Source organism: uncultured Arenimonas sp., from assembly GCF_963976025.1.
Classification (GTDB): Bacteria; Pseudomonadota; Gammaproteobacteria; order Xanthomonadales; family Xanthomonadaceae; genus Arenimonas.
Map to the genome: position 1 here is coordinate 14,252 of NZ_CAXBJS010000009.1, position 16,725 is coordinate 30,976.

The window sequence follows — 16,725 nt, forward strand, 5'->3', positions numbered from 1 at the left end:
TGGGGGAGGGTCAGAAGGTGGCGACCAGGGCGCCGTCGAGCTGGTCGCCCTGCACGGCGACCCATTGGGCGGTGCCCTGCAGGCCGGCGTAGTCACGCAGGGTGGCCACGCGCTGGCGCCACAGGTCGGTGCGTTCGGATTCGGGCAGGTCGGGGTCGGCCAGCGCGGCGTCGACGCGGGCGATGCGGTCCTCAAGTTCCAGGCCCAGCAGCAGGGTGCTGGCCGAAGCCACTTCGTCGCGCGAGACCGTCGCCAGCAACGCCTCGAGCTGGGCCGATTCGGCCATCAGCGTTTCCAGGTCGGCGGGTTCGGAGGACACGCCGGCCATCGCGGGGGAATCCCCGGTCGGAACGGCGGTCTGCTCGCGCGGCAGCGGCAATACCAGGGCCAGGGCCAGCACCGCCGCGGCGGCCGCGGCCAGCGCGAAGGGCCAGCGCGGACCGCGCGGCCGCTTGCGCACGGCGTCGAAACGTTCGGCCAGCAGCGGCCAGGCGCTGCGGTCCGGCGCTTCGAGCGGCAGACGTGCGATCGCCTCGGCCAGGCTCAGGCCGGGCGGCGGAGTGCGGATGTCGTCAGGCATGGGAGCTCACCTCCTGGGTGATCTTCAACATCTCGCGCAGGCGGCGGGTGCCGCGCGCGAGCTGGGATTTGGAAAAACTGGCGGTCTTGCCCATCAGGGCGGCGATCTCGTCGTGGGTGTAACCCTCGGCGTGGTAGAGCCAGATCACGCTGCGGGTGGCATCGGGCAGCTTCCGCAGCGCCTCGCCAAGCAAGGCGGCGTCGGCGGCGGCGGGCGGCAGCAGTACGTCGTGGCCTTCCAGCTCGACCTCGTCGCTGTCTTCGGTGAAGGGCTGGCGGTTGCGGCGGCGCAGCCGCATCAGGGCCTCGTTCACCGCGATCTGCCGCAGCCAGCCCCAGAACGGGCTGTCGCCGCGGAATTCGCCGATGCGGTCGAAGAGCTTGAACATGGTGTCCTGCAGTACGTCCTGGGCCTCCTCGCGCTGGCCGGTGAGGCGCAGCGCCAGGGTGAACACGGGCCGCTCGAAGCGCCGGTAGATCTGCTCGAAGGCACTGGCCTCCCCGCGCTGGGCGCGCTGGACCAGGGTGTCGGGCAGGTCGATGGCGAAGGAAGAGGGTGGGCTCACATCGGTCTTGGATGCGCCGGGAGGCAAAAGCGTCGCACATAAAAAAGGCCGGGGTTTCCCCCGGCCCTGTCGTCCCTTCCCTGGACGTTGGATCAGAACTTGTAGCGCAGGCCCAGGACGGTGGTCCGGGGCAGGCCCGGGCGCAGGCCGGCCGGGCGGCGGGCGGTGACATAGGTCTCGTCGGACAGGTTCTCGACCCGGCCATACAGCTCCAGGCGTTCGGTCACCTGGAAGCCCAGGGCCAGGTCCCACAGCAGCACCGAATCGATGCGCTGGCCGGCGGGCACGCTGCCCTGGCCGGCGGTGGTGCGCATCTCGCCGATGTAGTTGCCGGCCAGGTCCACCCGCCAGCGTTCACCGCGCAGGCCGGCGCTGGCGTGCAGAAGCTGTTCGGGCAGGTAGGGCAGGTTGTCGCCCGACTGCACGTCTTCCCATTCTTCGAAGCTGGAGCTGAAGCTGTTGCGGAACTGTGCGTCGGTCCAGGTGTAGGCCAGGGCCACGGGGATCGAGACCGGGCCATTGGTGCCGAAGTCGTAGCCCAGGCTGGCCTCGATGCCCTGGATGCGGGCTTCGCCACCGTCGAACTGGTCGCCGATGCTGCAGTTGCCGCCGGTGGAGGCGGTGCAGGTACCGACCAGGTTGGAGTAGTCGTTGACGAAGCCAACCAGTTCGGCCGACAGCGCGCCGCGGCCGTAACGCAGGCCGAACTCGGTGTTCACGCTTTCCTCGGGCTCGGCGTTAGAGCCCGGGCCCGGCGGGTTGAAGCCGCGGTGCACGCTGGCGAACACGGCCAGGTTGTCGCCCACCAGGTAGGTGGCGCCGATGCCGGGGATGACCGCGTCGACGTCGGTTTCCACGCGCGACAGCACGACGTCGCGCTGGCCGGTGGCGGTGGAGTAGTTGGTGCGGGTGAGGTCGATCTGCTCGTAGCGCACGCCCGGGGTCAGGATCCAGTTGCCCCATTCGATGGTGTCCTGCATGTACAGCGCCAGGGCTTCGGCGTCGCCGACGCGGTTGTCCTGGGTGCCGGGGGCGCCGTCGGTGGTCAGCACCAGCTCGCCGCCCAGCATCTGGAAGCGGTCGTCGTTCTGGTAGCGGTCTTCCTGGTCGCGGTGCACGCGCAGGCCGATTTCCAGGTCGTGACTGGCTTCGCCGGTGGCGAAACCGATGCCCAGCACGCTCTGGATGCCCTGGGCGTAATAGCTGCGGTTGTTGTTGCGCAGGCGCAGCGCGTTGGCAGGGCTGTCCTCGCCGCTGATCCAGGCGTACTGGTCGGCGTAGGTGGCCGGGTCGGCCAGGATCGAGGAGATCGACACGCCCTGCACGTCGTTTAGCTTGAACCAGTTGCGCTGGAACTCGGTGCGGTAGGCGACGGTGGTGAGGTCGATGCTGTCGCCGAGTTCGATCAGGTGGCGCAGTTCGTAGAGCTTGTGCCGGGTCTGGATGTTGTCCAGCGCCGAGCCGGCGTAGCGGCGGAAGGGCGTGGCCGCGTAGTCGTCTTCGGTCAGGCCCAGGTAGGTTTCGTCGCTGTCCTGGGTGTTGCGGCCCAGCTTCAGGTCCACCTGCTGGTAATGCGCGGCGTCGGGCGCGCTGGTCCAGCGCAGCTTGGCCACGAAGACGTTGAGTTCGAAGCCGGTGTCGCCGCCGCCGTCGAGCTTCTTGAAGCCGTCGGTCTGCTGGCGGGTGCCTTCGATCAAACCGCCGAAGCGTTCACCCATGCCACCCACCCAGCCGTGGCCGAGGAAGCTGCCGTTGCTGCCCATGGCCAGGTCGAGTTCGCCGGCGGTTTCCGAGGGAATGGGGGTGGACAGCAGGTTCAGCGCGCCGCCGGTGGTGCGCGGGCCGGCCTGCACCGAGGCCGCGCCCTTCTTGATCTCGACGGCGTGCATGCGCGCCATGGTCGGGAAGTAATAGGCGGACGGCGAGGCGTAGGGCGCCGGCGCGATCAGTACGCCGTCTTCCATCACGGTGATGCGGTTGTTGCGGTCGGTGCCCGAGCCGCGGATGCCGATGTTCGGGCGCAGGCCAAACCCTTCTTCCTCGACCACGTAGACACCGGGGACCTGGCGCAGCACGCGGTTGACGTCGCGGAAGTTGAAGCGCTCCAGGGTGGCCTGGTCGATGTAGTGGGCCGAACCGGCGGTCTTTTCGACCTCGGCGCGGCTGCCGAAGACGTTCACGCGGTCCAGGCGGACCAGGGACTCGTTGGCCTCGACGGGGGTTTGGGCCGCGGTGGCGGCCAGGACGGGCGCGGCCGGCAGCAGGGCCAGCGCGATGGCGGTGCGGAGCAGGGTGGACATGGGTTTTGTCTTTTATATGTACAGGGGCAGGGCCGGCAGGACCGGCGTCGCAAATGGTACTGAGGACGAGAATGATTCGCAATACCAAATGAACAAAGGGCCTGCCCTCCCTAGGCGCCGGAAGTGAGAACCATTATCATCTGGTGGTCCCCACGAGGAGCCGTCCATGTCGCGCACCCTTATTGCCTTGCTGCTGGCCAGCCTGGCCGCCCCCGCCCTGCAGGCGGCGGAGCTGGTGGTCTACACCGAACGCCGCGAGCCGCTGGTCAAGCCGCTGTTCGACCGCTACCAAGAAGAAACCGGCACCCGCATCCGCGTGCTGTCCGACGGCGCGCCGGTGCTTATCGAACGCCTGGCCGCCGAAGGCGCCAACACCCGCGCCGACATCTTCATGGCCGTGGATGCCGGCAACCTCTGGCAGGCGGCCGAACGCAATCTGCTGGCGCCGACCGAATCGGCTGCGCTCGATGCCGCCGTGCCCGCGCATCTGCGCGACCCGCAGGGCCGCTGGTTCGCGCTATCCCAGCGCGCGCGCACCATCGTCTATTCCACCGAACGCGTGAAGCCTTCGGCGCTTTCGACCTACGAAGCCCTGGCCGCGCCGGAGTGGAAGGGGCGCCTGTGCCTGCGTTCGTCCAAGAAGGTCTACAACCAGTCGCTGGTGGCGACGATGATCGAACGCCTCGGCGCCGAGCGCACTGAAGAGGTCGTGCGCGGCTGGGTCGCCAACCTCGCCACCGCGCCTTTCGCCGACGACACCCAGCTGGCCAAGGCGATTGCTGCAGGCCAGTGCGACGTCGGCATCATCAACACGTACTACCTGGGTCGCCTGCAGGCCGACGAGCCGGACTTCCCGGTGCAGGTGTTCTGGGCCAACCAGGGCGCCGGCGGCGCGCACGTGAATGTCTCGGGCGCCGGCATCGTCGCCGCCTCGAAGAACAAGGGCGCCGCGCGCGACTTCCTGGAGTGGCTGGCTTCGGATTCGGTGCAGGCCGACTTCGCCAGCATCAATTACGAGATCCCGGCGCGCGAAGGCGTGGCCCTCGATCCGGTGGTCGCTGCCTGGGGTCCTTTCAAGCCCGACCCGGTGAACGTCACCGTGGCCGGCAAGCGCCAGGCCGAAGCCGTGCGCCTGATGGACCGGGCGGGCTGGCGCTGAGCGCATGAACCCCGGCGCGACCGGCGGCCTGCGCAGGTCGCGCCTGTTGGCCTGGCTGCTGGCGGCACCGCTGGTGCTGCCGGCGCTGTGGCTGGCCACGTCCTTCGCGGTGCCGCAGCCCGATGTCTGGCCGCACCTGTTCGACCAGGTGTTGCCGCTGGCGGCGCGCAACACGCTGGGCCTGCTGGTCCTGCTTGCCGCCTTCGCGATGGTGCTCGGCGTCGGATTCGCCTGGGCCAGCGCACGGTATGAATGGCCGGGCCGTCGCCTGTTCGACTGGGCGCTGGTACTGCCGCTCGCCTTGCCGGCTTACGTGGTTGCCTTTGTTTATGTCGGCCTGGCCGACTATGCCGGCCCGCTGCAGACCGGCTGGCGCGCGCTGGGCCTGCCGCCGGCGTCCTTCCCCGAACTGCGCAGCGTGCCGGGTGCGGCCGCGGTGCTCGGGCTGGTGCTCTATCCCTATGTGTTCCTGGTGGTGCGTGCGGCCTTCCTGCGCCAGGGCAGCGCGGCCATGGACGCGGCGCGTTCGCTCGGCCACGGGCCGCTGTCGGCCTTCTTCCGCGCGGCGCTGCCGATGGCGCGTCCGGCCTGGGCAGCCGGCTTGTCACTCGTCCTGCTTGAAGCACTGGCCGACTTCGGCGCGGTCAGCATCCTGGGCGTCGATACCTTCAGTACCGCCATCTACAAGACCTGGTTCGGCCTGTACTCGCTGCCGGCGGCGGCGCAGCTGGCCTGCGGCCTGATCGGCCTGGTCGTGCTGGTGCTGCTGCTCGAGCGCTGGACACGCGGCCGTGCCAGCCACGCCAGCAAGCAGCTGATGCCGCCGGCGCGCCGGCCCCTGCGCGGCTGGCGCGGCTGGGCGGTGACGGCCGCAGCCGCGGCCACCGTCGGCCTGGGTTTCGTGGTGCCGGTGGCGCAGCTGCTGGCCTGGTCCTGGCAAGTGCGCACGTCCCTGCCCGAGGTTGGCGAAGCCGCGGTGAACACGGCGCTGCTGGCGGCGATGGCGGCGGCGATCGTGCTGGTGCTGGCCCTGGTGTTCGCGGTGCTGTCGCGGCGCAGCGGCAACGACCGCGGCGTGCGTTCGGCGGCCTTCGTCGCCGGCCTGGGCTATGCGGTGCCCGGCACCGTGCTGGCGGTCGGCGCAATGTGGCTGCTGGTCGCGGCCGAAGGTGCCGTGCCCTGGCTGGGCACGCTGGCCTTGAGCTCCTCGGTGCTGGCGGTGCTGCTGGCACTCACGGCGCGTTTCTTCCGGGTCGGCAACGAAACCATTGATGCCGCCTTCCTTTCGCTGCGGCCTTCGCTGCTCGATTCGGCGCGGCTGCTCGGCGCCTCGCCCTGGCAGCGCCTGCGCCGGGTGGTGCTGCCCCTGCTTCGCCCGGGCCTGGTCGCGGCCGGGCTGCTGGTTCTGGTCGAGGTGGTGAAGGAACTGCCGGCCACCCTGATGCTGCGTCCTTTCGGCTGGGACACCCTGGCGGTGAAGATCCACGCCTACACCAGCGAAGGCCTGTGGATGCAGGCGGCCTGGCCGGCGCTGTGGCTGTGCCTGATCGGCCTCCTTCCCGTCTGGTGGCTGGTCAGGCAGCAGCGTTGACCGGGCCGCGTCTGCGATAATCGCCGCTTCCACCGGGCCAGCAGGGCAGGCGATGAGCAAGAAGACGGTTCTCAATGACACCCACCGGGCGCTGGGCGCCAAGATGGTGGACTTCGGCGGCTGGGACATGCCGATCAACTACGGCTCGCAGATCGAGGAACACCACCAGGTGCGCCGCGACGCCGGCATGTTCGACGTCTCGCACATGACCGTGCTCGACCTGCGCGGCGACCAGGCCCGCGCCTTCCTGCGCAAGCTGGTGGCCAACTCGGTGGACAAGCTCAAGAAGCCGGGCAAGGCGCTGTATGCCTGCATGCTCGATGAAAAGGGCGGCGTCATCGACGACCTGATCGTCTATTACCTGGCCGAGGACTTCTTCCGCCTGGTGGTCAACGCCGGCACCCGCGACAAGGACATCGCCTGGATCACCGCCCAGTCGGCGCCGTTCGGCCTGCAGGTCACCGAGCGCCGCGACCTGGCGATCATCGCCGTGCAGGGGCCGAAGGCGCGGGAGAAGGTGCTGGGCCTGCTGTCGCCCGCGGCGGCTGAAGCCGCCGGCAAGCTGGGCAAGTTCGTCGCCTGCGAGGCCGACGGCCTGTTCGTCGCCCGCACCGGCTACACCGGCGAAGACGGCTTCGAGGTGATCGTGCCCGAGGCGATGGCGGTGGACTTCTGGAACCGCCTGCTCGACGCCGGGGTGAAGCCGGCCGGCCTGGGCGCCCGCGACACGCTGCGCCTGGAAGCGGGCATGGCGCTTTACGGCCAGGACATGGATGAGTCGGTGACGCCCTACGAAACCGGGCTGGACTGGACGGTGTCGCTGGACGAGGGCCGCGACTTCAACGGCCGCGCCGCGCTCGAAGCGCAGAAGGCCGGCGGCGTGCCGCGCCACATTGTCGGCCTGGTGCTGGACGAGAAGGGCGTGCTGCGCCACGGCCAGGCGGTGGCCACCGCCGCCGGCCAGGGCGAGGTGCTGTCGGGTACCTTCTCGCCGACCCTGGGCAAGGCGATCGCCCTGGCGCGCGTGCCCGCGGGCGAGCTGGGCGAGGTCACCGTGGACATCCGCGGCCGGCACCTGCCGGTGCGCGTGGTGAAGTACCCGTTCGTGCGCGACGGCGCCGCCCAGCCCGGCGTCCTGGAATGATTCGCCCGGCCGGGTGCCATGTCGCCCCGGCCGCGTTTAAACTAGCGGCCACCCCCGCTGCCCCCGATCCGAGGCCCAGAACATGAGCGAGATTCCCGGCGACCTGAAGTTCCTCAAGTCCCACGAGTGGGCCCGCGTCGAAGACAGCGGCCGAGTCACGGTTGGCATTTCCGACCACGCCCAGGGCCTGCTTGGCGACCTGGTCTACGTCGAGCTGCCCAACGTCGGCGACACCGTCGAACAGGGCGGCGCCAGCGCCGTGGTCGAGTCGGTCAAGGCGGCTTCCGACGTTTATTCGCCGATTGCCGGCACCATCGTCGAGGTCAACTCGGCGCTGTCGGACAAGCCCGAGACGATCAACGAGGACGCCTTCGGCGAAGGCTGGATCTTCGTGGTCGAGCCGTCCGAACCCGAGCAGCTCAAGGAGCTGCTTTCCCCCGACGACTACGCCCAGCTGCTCGAGGACGACGGTCACTGACACCGGCATCTCGCGCTGCGAAAAAGACGGCCGCCCCAGGGCGGCCGTTTTTTTTCCGGCGTTCAAACCGGCGTCGGGGGCGTCGGAAATCCGCGCAGTTTTGCTTTTTGCGGTGCGCAATCGTCGGTTCCGGGCGGGTGCGGGAAATGTTTTTTCAAGCCGCCGTCGTGTCGCTTCCGGCGGCATGCGGACGTGTCGGGACGCCCGGCGTGCGAGCACGCGCGCAGCGCATGCAAATGCAACGGAGGCTTTTTTTCCGATGTTTTTTTCATTGCGCGTTTTCCTACGCGACGACGGGCGTGCATCCACGGGTCGGCGGGGCGGAGTCGGCCGGCCGTAACCTGGCTGACACCCCTTGAAAATTTTCGTGCAAAGTTGTTGACATCCCGAAATCCCCTGATTAGCTTTCGCCCAGCAGATGCAAACTGCGGAAGCGAGTGATCAGGAACGTATCGACAACGCGAGCCACCACACCGAACTCCACCCCAGGAATCATCATGGTGGATCAGGGCAAACATCCCTCCGCGAAATCGATTTCGTCCCGCAGCGACATCCCATTTTCCAACGCCCGGACCGGTTGCGGCCCGGGCGTTTGTGTATCCGGCGCCGCCCCGCGCCGGCAAGAATCCGATCGCCACGGCATGACCGTGGTGGCGGTACGTCCCGGGCCCTGACCCGTGACGGTGCCTTTGAGACTGGGCAGTCCAAAAGCCAACTGACGAGGAGTTGACCATGGCTACGAAGAAAGCTGCGAAAAAACCGGCCAAAAAGGCCGCGAAAGCTAAGAAGACCGTGAAAAAGGCCGCCAAGGCCGTGAAGAAGTCGGCGAAGAAGGTTGCCAAGAAGGCGACCAAGAAGCCGGCGAAGAAGGCTGCGAAGAAGACTGCGCGCAAGCCGGCCAAGAAGGCCGCGAAGAAGAAGGTCGCCAAGAAGGCTGCCAAGAAGAAAGTAGCCAAGAAGGCTGCGAAGAAGACCGCGCGCAAGCCGGCCAAGAAGGCTGCCAAGAAAAAGGTCGCCAAGAAGAAGGTAGCCAAGAAGGCCGCCAAGAAGAAGGTAGCCAAGAAGGCCACCAGGAAGCCGGCGGCCAAGAAGGCTGCCAAGAAGAAGACCGCCAAGAAGGCTGCCAAGAAGCCGGCGGCCAAGAAGAAGGCTGCCAAGAAGCCGGCGGCCAAGAAGAAGGCCGCGCGCAAGCCGGCTGCCAAGAAGAAGGCGGCGCGCAAGCCCGCCGCCAAGAAGCCGGCTCCGATGCCGGCCGCCCCGGTTGCCCCCGCGCTGTAAGGCGTGAGAAGCATCCAAATGCGGTAAAGCTGGGCTCTCTCCCCGTGTTGCCCAGGCGGGGAGGGAGACTTTCCAAAGGCACGCAGACGCCGGCTAACGCCGGCGTTCGCTTTTGTGGGGTTTGGCTTAGCGCCGGCGCCGGGCCGGCGGCGCCATCCAGTCGTGCGCCGGCAGGCCCAGGGCGCGGTCGATGGTGCTGGGGAACAGCGCCGAGGGCATGGCGCTTTCGCTGTTCCAGAGGATCACCACGCCGATGTCGCGCTCGGGCAAGAAGCCGGTGATCGCCCGGTAACCCTGCACCGCACCTGCGTGGTAGACCAGGGTGTGGCCGGCGTAGTCGTAGATGCGCCAGCCCAGCGCGTAGTGCGCCTCGCGCAGGCGGTCGCGCCGCCAGCCGCTGCCGCGGATCTCGCCCGGGGTTTCGACCTGTGGCGTGCGGATTTCCTCGAGCAGTTCGGCCGGCAGGACTTCCGGGCGGTGGCCCATCTGCCCGATCAGCCACTGCGCCATGTCGCGCGCCGAGGCGTTGACGCCGGCCGCGGGCGGGATGCGGTAGTAGGTTTCCTTGGGACGCACCGGCACCCAGGTGCCGCCGCTGCGCACGTGCGGGCGCGCCCAGCTCGGGCTGGCTTCCAGGCCGCTGCGGCCGAAGGTGGCGCCGTACATGCCCAGCGGCTGGAAGATGCGCTTCTCCACCTGGGCGGCGTAGAAGTCGCCGGTGGCGGCGAAGACCATGTCGCCGACCAGGCTGAAGGCGATGTTCTGGTAGGCGTAACACTCGCCCGGGCTGCAGGTCAGCGGCGCTTCGGCCAGCTTGGCGGCAAGCAGCGGGTAGGGCTGGTTGGCTTCCAGGTCGCGGTCGTAGGTGTTGTAGGCAAGGCCGACCTGGTGGCTGAGCACCTGGCGCACGGTGATGTGCTGGGCCGCCTGGCCGTCGCGCAGGGTGAAGGTGGGCAGCTGGTTGACGATCGGGCTGTCCCAGTCCATCGCGCCTTCGCGCACCAGCATGGCGCTGAGCGTGCCGGCGAATGCCTTGGACAGCGACGCCACCCGGAACGAGGTGTCGGCCGTCACCGGTTCCTGCAGCTTGCTGTCGACCACGCCATACCCGCGCAGCGACACCACCTCGCCGTCGGCGACGATGGCCATGGCCATGCCCGGGATGCGCGCGCGCGCCATCATCTGCTCGGCCAGGGCCTCGATTTCGCGCGCCTCGTCGTCGAAGTCGGTAACGGCCCTGGACGGGGCCGGCCAGGACAGGCTGGCGAAGGCGAGCAGTGGCAGGGCGAGCAGGAGGGCGGGGCGGAAATTGGAACTGTCTTTCTTGCTTGGCATGACCGACGTATGCTTGGCGAACGGACCCAAGTCTATCGCGGCTGCCGCACTGGGGTCCCCACCTGGGGGAGGTTGGAAAAATGACGAGCCTGATCGTTCTGTTGGTCCTGGCGGCGGTGATGCTGTTCTGGGGCGTGGGTATCTACAACGGCCTGGTGACGGCCCGAAACGCTTTCAAGAACGCATTCGCCCAGATCGACGTGCAGCTGACGCGTCGCTACGACCTGATCCCGAACCTTGTCGAAGTGGCCAAAGGCTATCTGAAGCATGAACGGGAAACCCTGGAAGCGGTCATCCAGGCCCGTGCCGCCGCGGTCAGCGGCCTGGCCGCGGCCAAGGCCCGCCCGGGCGACGACGCCGCGATGGCCCAGCTGGGCAGCGCCGAATCCGGCCTGGCCGGGGCCCTGTCGCGCCTGATGATGGTGGCCGAGGCCTACCCGGACCTGAAGGCCAACCAGAACATGATGCAGCTCACCGAGGAGCTCACCTCCACGGAAAACCGCATCGCGTTCTCGCGCCAGGCCTACAACGACAGCGTGATGGCCTACAACAACAAGCGCGAGGTGTTCCCCTCGAACATCATCGCCGGCATGTTCAACTTCGCCCACGCCGCCCTGCTCGAGATCACCGAACCCGAGAAGCGCGAGGCGCCCAAGGTCAGCTTCTAGGCTTGAACTTCTTCGCCCGCCAGGACCTGGCCCGGCGCCGGTCGCGGCGGCTGGTCGTTTTGTTCGTGCTCGCGGTGCTCGCCATCGTGCTGGCGGTCGACTTCCTGTTCCTGCTGTTCTTCGGCGGCATGGGCACGGCGTCCGACCCCGGGGCGACGGCCGGCGGCATGGTGCTGGCAACCCTGCTGACCCTGGGCATCATCGGCGCCGGGTCGCTCTACCGCCTGGCCAGCCTGCGCCAGGGCGGCGCGGCGGTGGCGATGCAGCTGGGCGGCACGCCGGTTCCCGAGGACACCCACGACTTCCACTACCGGCGGCTGCGCAACGTCGTCGAAGAAGTCGCCATCGCCTCGGGCGTGCCGGTGCCGCAGATCTTCGTGCTTGAACACGAGGCCGGCATCAATGCCTTCGCCGCCGGCTACGCGCCCAGCGACGCCGCCATCGCGGTGACCCGCGGCGCCCTGGACAAGCTCAACCGCGACGAACTGCAGGGCGTCATCGCCCACGAGTTCAGCCACGTGCTCAACGGCGACATGCGCCTGAACATCCGGCTGATGGGCGTGCTGTTCGGCATCCTGGTGCTGGCCGTGGTGGGTCGCAAGATCCTGCTCTACGGGCGCGGCGGCCGCAGCAAGGACGGCATGCCGCTGCTGGTGGCGGCCCTGGTGCTGATGGTCGTGGGCTACATCGGGCTGTTCTTCGGCCGGCTGATCAAGGCCGGGGTCAGCCGCCAGCGTGAATACCTGGCCGATGCCTCGGCGGTGCAGTTCACCCGCCAGACCACCGGCCTTTCCGGTGCGCTCAAGAAGATCGCCGGCCTGCCGGCGGGTTCGAAGCTTGAAAGCGGCGACACCGAGGAAATCTCGCACATGCTGTTCGGAGACGGCATCGGCTTCTCGTCGATGTTCGCCACGCACCCGCCGCTGGTCGAACGCATCCAGGCCCTGGAGCCGTCCTTCAAGCCGGCCATGGTGGCCGACCTGGTGGCGCGCTGGCAGATGCATCCGCCTTCGGGCCTGGACGAAGACCTGGCCCTGGGCCTGGCCGCCGAAAGCCCCGCGCTTCCGCGAGACCAGGCCGAGCTGGTGATCGCGCCGCCGGCAGTGGTGGCCCAGGTGGGGACGCCGCGTTCGGACGACTACGTGCGCGCCGGCGCGCTGGTCGATGCACTGCCGGAAGTGCTGCGCCAGGCCGCGCACGAACGCGAGGAAGCGGTGCCGCTGCTGCTGGGCCTGCTGATGGCCGAAGCCGGGCCGATGCGCGAAGCCCAGCAGTTCGAGCTGGCCGCGCGCCATGACGAACGCCTGGCCCGCCAGTCCCTGGACTACGCCGACCGCCTGCAGGAACTGCCGCGCATCCTGCACCTGCCGCTGGCCGCCATGGCCATGCCGGCGCTGCGCAAGCGGCCGCGGCCGGAACTCGAGAAGTTCATGGACAGCTGCTTCGCGCTGAGCCATGCCGACGGCCGCATCAGCCTGTTCGAATATTGCCTGGGCCGCCTGCTGCGGGTGCAGGTGCGCGACGCGCTGGACCCCGCGCGCGCCTGGGTGCCGGGCCACCGCCAGCTGTCACGCTGCGCGCCGCAGGCGATCACCCTGCTGGCGGTGCTGGCCCAGGCCGGCCACGCCGACACCGCGTCGGCGATGCGCGCCTACCTGGCCGGCCTGCAGCGGGTGTTCCCGCGCCTGGACGCACCCTACCGGCCGCCTGCGGATCCGCAGCGTGCCATGGACGAGGTCTGGCCGGTGCTCGACGAAGTGGACCTTATCGGCAAGGAACTGCTGCTCGAAGGCCTGGTGGCTGCGATCAGCCACGACGGCCGCATGAGCGTTTCCGAGGCCGAGCTGCTGCGCGTGGTCTGCGCCTCGTTGCACTGCCCGCTGCCGCCGATGCTCGAACAGGCGCGCTGAGCGCGCGCCGCGGCGGCTTCGTTCAGGCGGCCAGGCCGCGGATAAGGTCGGCGGCGCGTTCGGCGATCATCATGGTCGGGGCATTGGTATTGCCGCCGACCAGGCGCGGCATCACCGAGGCGTCCACCACGCGCAGGCCGTCGACGCCCTTCACGCGCAGCTGCGGGTCGACCACGGTCGCCGGGTCGTTCGCCCGGCCCATGCGGCAGGTGCCAACCGGGTGGTAGATGGACTCGGCCTTGCGGCGGATGAATTCGATGATGCCGGCTTCGTCGCGGACGCTGGCGCCGGGCAGCACTTCTTCGCCGCGGAAGGGTGCGAAGGCCGGCTGCGCCAGGATCTCGCGCGACAGCCGCACCGCTTCCACCATCACCTTCAGGTCGAAACCCTCGGCGTCGCTGAGGTAGGCGGCATCGATCAGCGGCTTGTCGCCGGCCGAGGCACTGGCCAGGCGGATGCGGCCCCGGCTGCGCGGACGCAGGCCGCAGGCGTGCAGGGTGTAGCCGTTGCCGGGCAGGCGGTTGCGGCCGTGGTCGTCGAGCTGCGCCGGCACGAAGTGGAACTGCATGTCCGGGCGTTCGTCCTCGGCCAGGTGGCTGCGCAGGAAACCGCCGGTTTCGGCGATGTTGCTGGCGCCGGGGCCCTTGCGACCCATCAGGTAGTACTGGAAGGCCACGGCGGCGTCGCTCAGGCCGTCGTAGCTCAGGCCCTGGGTGCAGCGCTGCAGCGAGCAGATGTCGAGGTGGTCGTGCAGGTTGGCGCCCACGCCCGGCAGGTCGGCCAGCACGTCGATGCCCAGGCGGCGCAGTTCGTCGGCCGGGCCGATGCCCGAGAGCATCAGCAGCTGCGGGGAGTTGATGGCGCCGCCGCTGAGGATGACCTCGCGTGCGGCGCCTTCGTTGTAGCTGCGGCGGCCGACGGTGTAGGTCACGCCGGTGGCGCGGCCCGCTTCGAAACTGACCCGGCTGGCGGTGGCCCCGGTGACCACTTTCAGGTTCGGGCGCTGGCGGACCGGCGTCAGGAAAGCGGCGGCGCTGGAACTGCGCGCACCGTCGCGGGTGGTGGTCTGGTACCAGCCGAAGCCGTCCTGGCGGGGGCCGTTGAAGTCTTCGGTAAGCGTATGCCCGGCCTGGCCGGCGGCCTGCAGGAAGGCTTCCGACAGCGGGTTGCGGTGGCGCGGGTCGGACACGCCCAGCGGGCCGTCGCCGCCGTGCAGTTCGCTGGCGCCCCGCTCATTGCCTTCGCTGCGCCGGAAGTAGGGCAGGGCGTTGTCCCAGTGCCAGCCGTCGGCGCCCATCGCCGCCCACTCGTCGTAGTCGGCGGCGTGGCCGCGGATGTAACACATGGCGTTGATCGAGCTCGAACCGCCCAGCACCTTGCCGCGCGCCCAGGTGGTCCTGGGGCGCGGTGGTGTAGTCCCAGTTCACGCCTTTCTTGCCGACCAGCTTGGCCAGGCCCGCGGGCATGTGGATGAAGGGATGCCAGTCGCGCGGACCGGCCTCGAGCAGCAGGACGCGGCAATCCGGGTCTTCGCTGAGCCGGTTGGCCAATACGCAGCCCGCGGAGCCGGCCCCTACGATGATGTAGTCGTACACGCGATCTGCTTCTTTTTCATGACTTCCCGAGGCTAGGCGCCCCCTCTAGAGCAAACACTCGGTGCGGCTGTCCGGAATCACGAACCGTGCACAGCGTCACTATGCGAACCGGTGGCGGGGCCGGCCCGGGTTGGCTATGGTGCGGCGTCCCCGACCGGAAGCACGATGCCCCAGGCCCCGCCCACTGCCGGCCGCTTCGACCACCTGCGCGGCGCGCTGCGGGAATTTCCGCCGCTGCTGTGGTCGTTCCTGTATTTCTTCTTCCTGCTCACGGGTTATTACGTGCTGCGGCCGGTGCGCGACGCCATGGGTGCCTCGGGCGACGTCGAGGCGGTGTTTCCCGTGGCCATGGTGGAGTGGGCCGCCGCCCGCGGCTGGGCCCTGGGCGACCTGACCCTGCAGCTTCTCTTCACCGGCACCTTCGTCATGATGCTGTTGCTGCAGCCGGCGTACGGCGCCCTGGTCAGCCGCTACCCGCGGCGGGTGTTCCTGCCGGTGCTGTACCTGTTCTTCATCGCCTGCCTGGTCGGCTTCTATTTCCTGTTTGGCCAGCAGATCCCGGGTCGGGGTGCGGTGTTCTTCATCTGGGTGGCGGTGTTCAACCTGTTCGCGGTGTCGGTGTTCTGGAGCTTCATGGCCGACATCTACACCGACATCGAGGCGCGGCGCCTGTATGGCTTCATCGCCGCCGGCGGCACCATCGGTGGCTTCACCGGGCCGCTGATCACCCGGGTGCTGGTGAACCAGATCGGCGTGCCGAACCTGCTGCTGGTGTCCGCCGGGCTGCTTGGCCTGGCGGTGTTCTGCATCCTCAGGCTGGGCCGCTGGGCGCGCCTGCGCGAGGCGGAACGCGGCCGCAGTGGCGCCGAGCAGGCCATGGGCGGCAGCATGCTGGCCGGCCTGAGGCTGCTCAAGGAACAGCCGCTGCTGCAGGCCATGGCGATCATCATGTTCTTCGGCGTCGGCGTGGGCACGCTGCTGTACAACGAGCAGGCCGCCATCGCCCGCGAATTCTTCCCGGGCGACGAGGCGCGTACGGCCTACTACGCCAACATCGACCTGGCGATCAACCTGGTGACGCTGCTGGTGCAGGTGTTCCTGACCCGCATGCTGCTGGTGCGCTTCGGCGTCGCGCCGGTGCTGTTGCTGCCGGCGCTGGCGATCCTGCTGGGTTTCGCCGCGCTCACCGCTTCGCCCCTGCCGATGCTGGTTGCCTTCGTGCAGATCGTCACCCGGGCCGGCGAGTTTTCCCTGGCCAAGCCGGCGCGCGAAACCATCTACACCCGCGTGGACCGGGAGGTCCGCTACAAGGGCAAGGCCGTCATCGACACGGCCGTGTACCGCGGCGGCGACCTGTTCTTCGTCTGGACCCACAAGCTGCTGGCGGCGTTCGGTTCGGCGGCGGTTTTCGGGGTCGGCATGCTGGTCGCCGGGGCCATGACCTTCGGCGCTTGGCGCCTGATCCGGGAACAGGCCAAATTGCCCGCCGATCCCCGCTGATCCCGGACGCCGTCATGCCCCTGCGTTTTTTCCACTTGGCCGCGCCGCTGCTGGCGCTTCTTGCCTGGATGATGCCGGTGGCGGGGGCCGTGGAGGTCAGGGTTGATCCGCGGGTCGAGTTTGCCGCCGTGATGTGCCGCCTGGCCGGGCTCGAGGAGTTCCAGTCGCCGGGTTTCGCCGACTACGACGCCGCCGTCGACGCCCACTTCGCGCCTTTCCGCGACCACCCTTCGGTGGCGGTGGTCCGCGCGCTGCGCCAGGACGTCCGGCTGGGCTACAACATGCCCGCCGAACTGGCCGTGGCGACAGGCGAAGGCGACTGGCGGCTGCGCCTGCCGGCGGGTGATCCCACGAACGGACTGGACGCGCGCTGGACACCCGACGCCGCGCAGCGTTTCCTGGGGGCTGCGCGCGTGCTGTGGGAAGACTCCGATGCCGGCGCGTTCTTCGCCGGCCAGCGCGCATTCCACCAACAGGTGGAACAGGCCCTGGCGGCCGACCTCGGCCCGCGGCTGGACCTGACCTGGTTCGAGCGCCAGTACGGCGAATCGGCGGTTCGTCGTTTCACCGTCATCGCGGGCCTGCTCAACGGCCCGCACAGCTACGGCCCGCATCTGGTGCT

General features: G+C 69.0%; 12 protein-coding genes and 2 pseudogenes. 9 read left to right on the plus strand and 5 right to left on the minus strand.

The features are described 5' to 3' along the window. Positions 1 to 10: 10 nt before the first annotated feature. The 3 genes from AACZ35_RS01400 to AACZ35_RS01410 form a co-directional block, all read right to left on the minus strand. Positions 11 to 580 (minus strand): hypothetical protein, encoded by a 570-nt coding sequence (locus AACZ35_RS01400; RefSeq protein WP_339825162.1) that lies wholly within the window; start codon positions 578 to 580, stop codon positions 11 to 13. Further along, a complete protein-coding gene (locus AACZ35_RS01405) occupies positions 573 to 1,145 on the minus strand; it encodes a sigma-70 family RNA polymerase sigma factor (protein ID WP_339825164.1) in 573 nt (190 codons plus the stop codon). Before AACZ35_RS01405 ends, AACZ35_RS01400 begins: the two co-directional genes overlap by 8 nt. Positions 1,146 to 1,237: 92 nt before the next feature. Next, positions 1,238 to 3,445, minus strand: a complete 2,208-nt coding sequence (locus AACZ35_RS01410; protein WP_339825166.1) for a TonB-dependent receptor — start codon at positions 3,443 to 3,445, stop codon at positions 1,238 to 1,240. Between the two features lie 166 nt (positions 3,446 to 3,611). On the opposite strand from AACZ35_RS01410, the gene AACZ35_RS01415 reads away from it, so the two are divergent. The 5 genes and pseudogenes from AACZ35_RS01415 to AACZ35_RS01435 all read left to right on the plus strand — a co-directional run. Further along, on the plus strand, positions 3,612 to 4,604 hold the full coding sequence (locus AACZ35_RS01415; RefSeq protein ID WP_339825168.1) for an extracellular solute-binding protein: 993 nt from the start codon (positions 3,612 to 3,614) through the stop codon (positions 4,602 to 4,604). A 4-nt stretch (positions 4,605 to 4,608) separates the two neighbouring features. Continuing rightward, on the plus strand, positions 4,609 to 6,195 hold the full coding sequence (locus AACZ35_RS01420) for an iron ABC transporter permease (RefSeq protein WP_339825169.1): 1,587 nt from the start codon (positions 4,609 to 4,611) through the stop codon (positions 6,193 to 6,195). A 52-nt stretch (positions 6,196 to 6,247) separates the two neighbouring features. Beyond that, entirely contained in the window at positions 6,248 to 7,339 is a 1,092-nt protein-coding gene (gcvT, locus tag AACZ35_RS01425) for a glycine cleavage system aminomethyltransferase GcvT (RefSeq protein WP_339825171.1), read from the plus strand. A gap of 82 nt (positions 7,340 to 7,421) precedes the next feature. Beyond that, positions 7,422 to 7,817, plus strand: a complete 396-nt coding sequence (gcvH, locus tag AACZ35_RS01430; RefSeq protein ID WP_188660277.1) for a glycine cleavage system protein GcvH — start codon at positions 7,422 to 7,424, stop codon at positions 7,815 to 7,817. Positions 7,818 to 8,690: 873 nt separating this feature from the next. Next, positions 8,691 to 8,777 (plus strand): annotated as a pseudogene (locus AACZ35_RS01435) (histidine biosynthesis protein HisIE); the annotation flags it as partial. Positions 8,778 to 9,221: 444 nt separating this feature from the next. Here the strand turns inward: AACZ35_RS01435 and AACZ35_RS01440 are convergent. After that, positions 9,222 to 10,430 carry a serine hydrolase domain-containing protein gene (locus AACZ35_RS01440; protein WP_339825173.1) on the minus strand — a complete coding sequence of 403 codons (1,209 nt, stop codon included), beginning with the start codon at positions 10,428 to 10,430 and terminating at the stop codon, positions 9,222 to 9,224. An 80-nt stretch (positions 10,431 to 10,510) separates the two neighbouring features. Here AACZ35_RS01440 and AACZ35_RS01445 point away from each other — a divergent pair, with 80 nt between their 5' ends. Next, positions 10,511 to 11,098 carry a LemA family protein gene (locus tag AACZ35_RS01445; protein WP_339825175.1) on the plus strand — a complete coding sequence of 196 codons (588 nt, stop codon included), beginning with the start codon at positions 10,511 to 10,513 and terminating at the stop codon, positions 11,096 to 11,098. Positions 11,099 to 11,100: 2 nt separating this feature from the next. Continuing rightward, positions 11,101 to 13,008: a M48 family metallopeptidase gene (locus AACZ35_RS01450; protein WP_339825177.1), complete on the plus strand. Its 1,908-nt coding sequence runs from the start codon at positions 11,101 to 11,103 to the stop codon at positions 13,006 to 13,008. A 22-nt stretch (positions 13,009 to 13,030) separates the two neighbouring features. Here AACZ35_RS01450 and AACZ35_RS01455 read toward each other — a convergent pair. After that, positions 13,031 to 14,603 (minus strand): annotated as a pseudogene (locus tag AACZ35_RS01455) (choline dehydrogenase). Positions 14,604 to 14,768: 165 nt separating this feature from the next. Here AACZ35_RS01455 and AACZ35_RS01460 point away from each other — a divergent pair. Together AACZ35_RS01460 and AACZ35_RS01465 are read left to right on the plus strand one after the other, a co-directional pair. Next, positions 14,769 to 16,103, plus strand: a complete 1,335-nt coding sequence (locus AACZ35_RS01460) for an MFS transporter (protein ID WP_339825179.1) — start codon at positions 14,769 to 14,771, stop codon at positions 16,101 to 16,103. A gap of 14 nt (positions 16,104 to 16,117) precedes the next feature. Continuing rightward, positions 16,118 to 16,725, plus strand: a 608-nt coding sequence (locus tag AACZ35_RS01465; RefSeq protein ID WP_339825182.1) for a DUF4932 domain-containing protein, incomplete at its 3' end; no start/stop codon positions are given.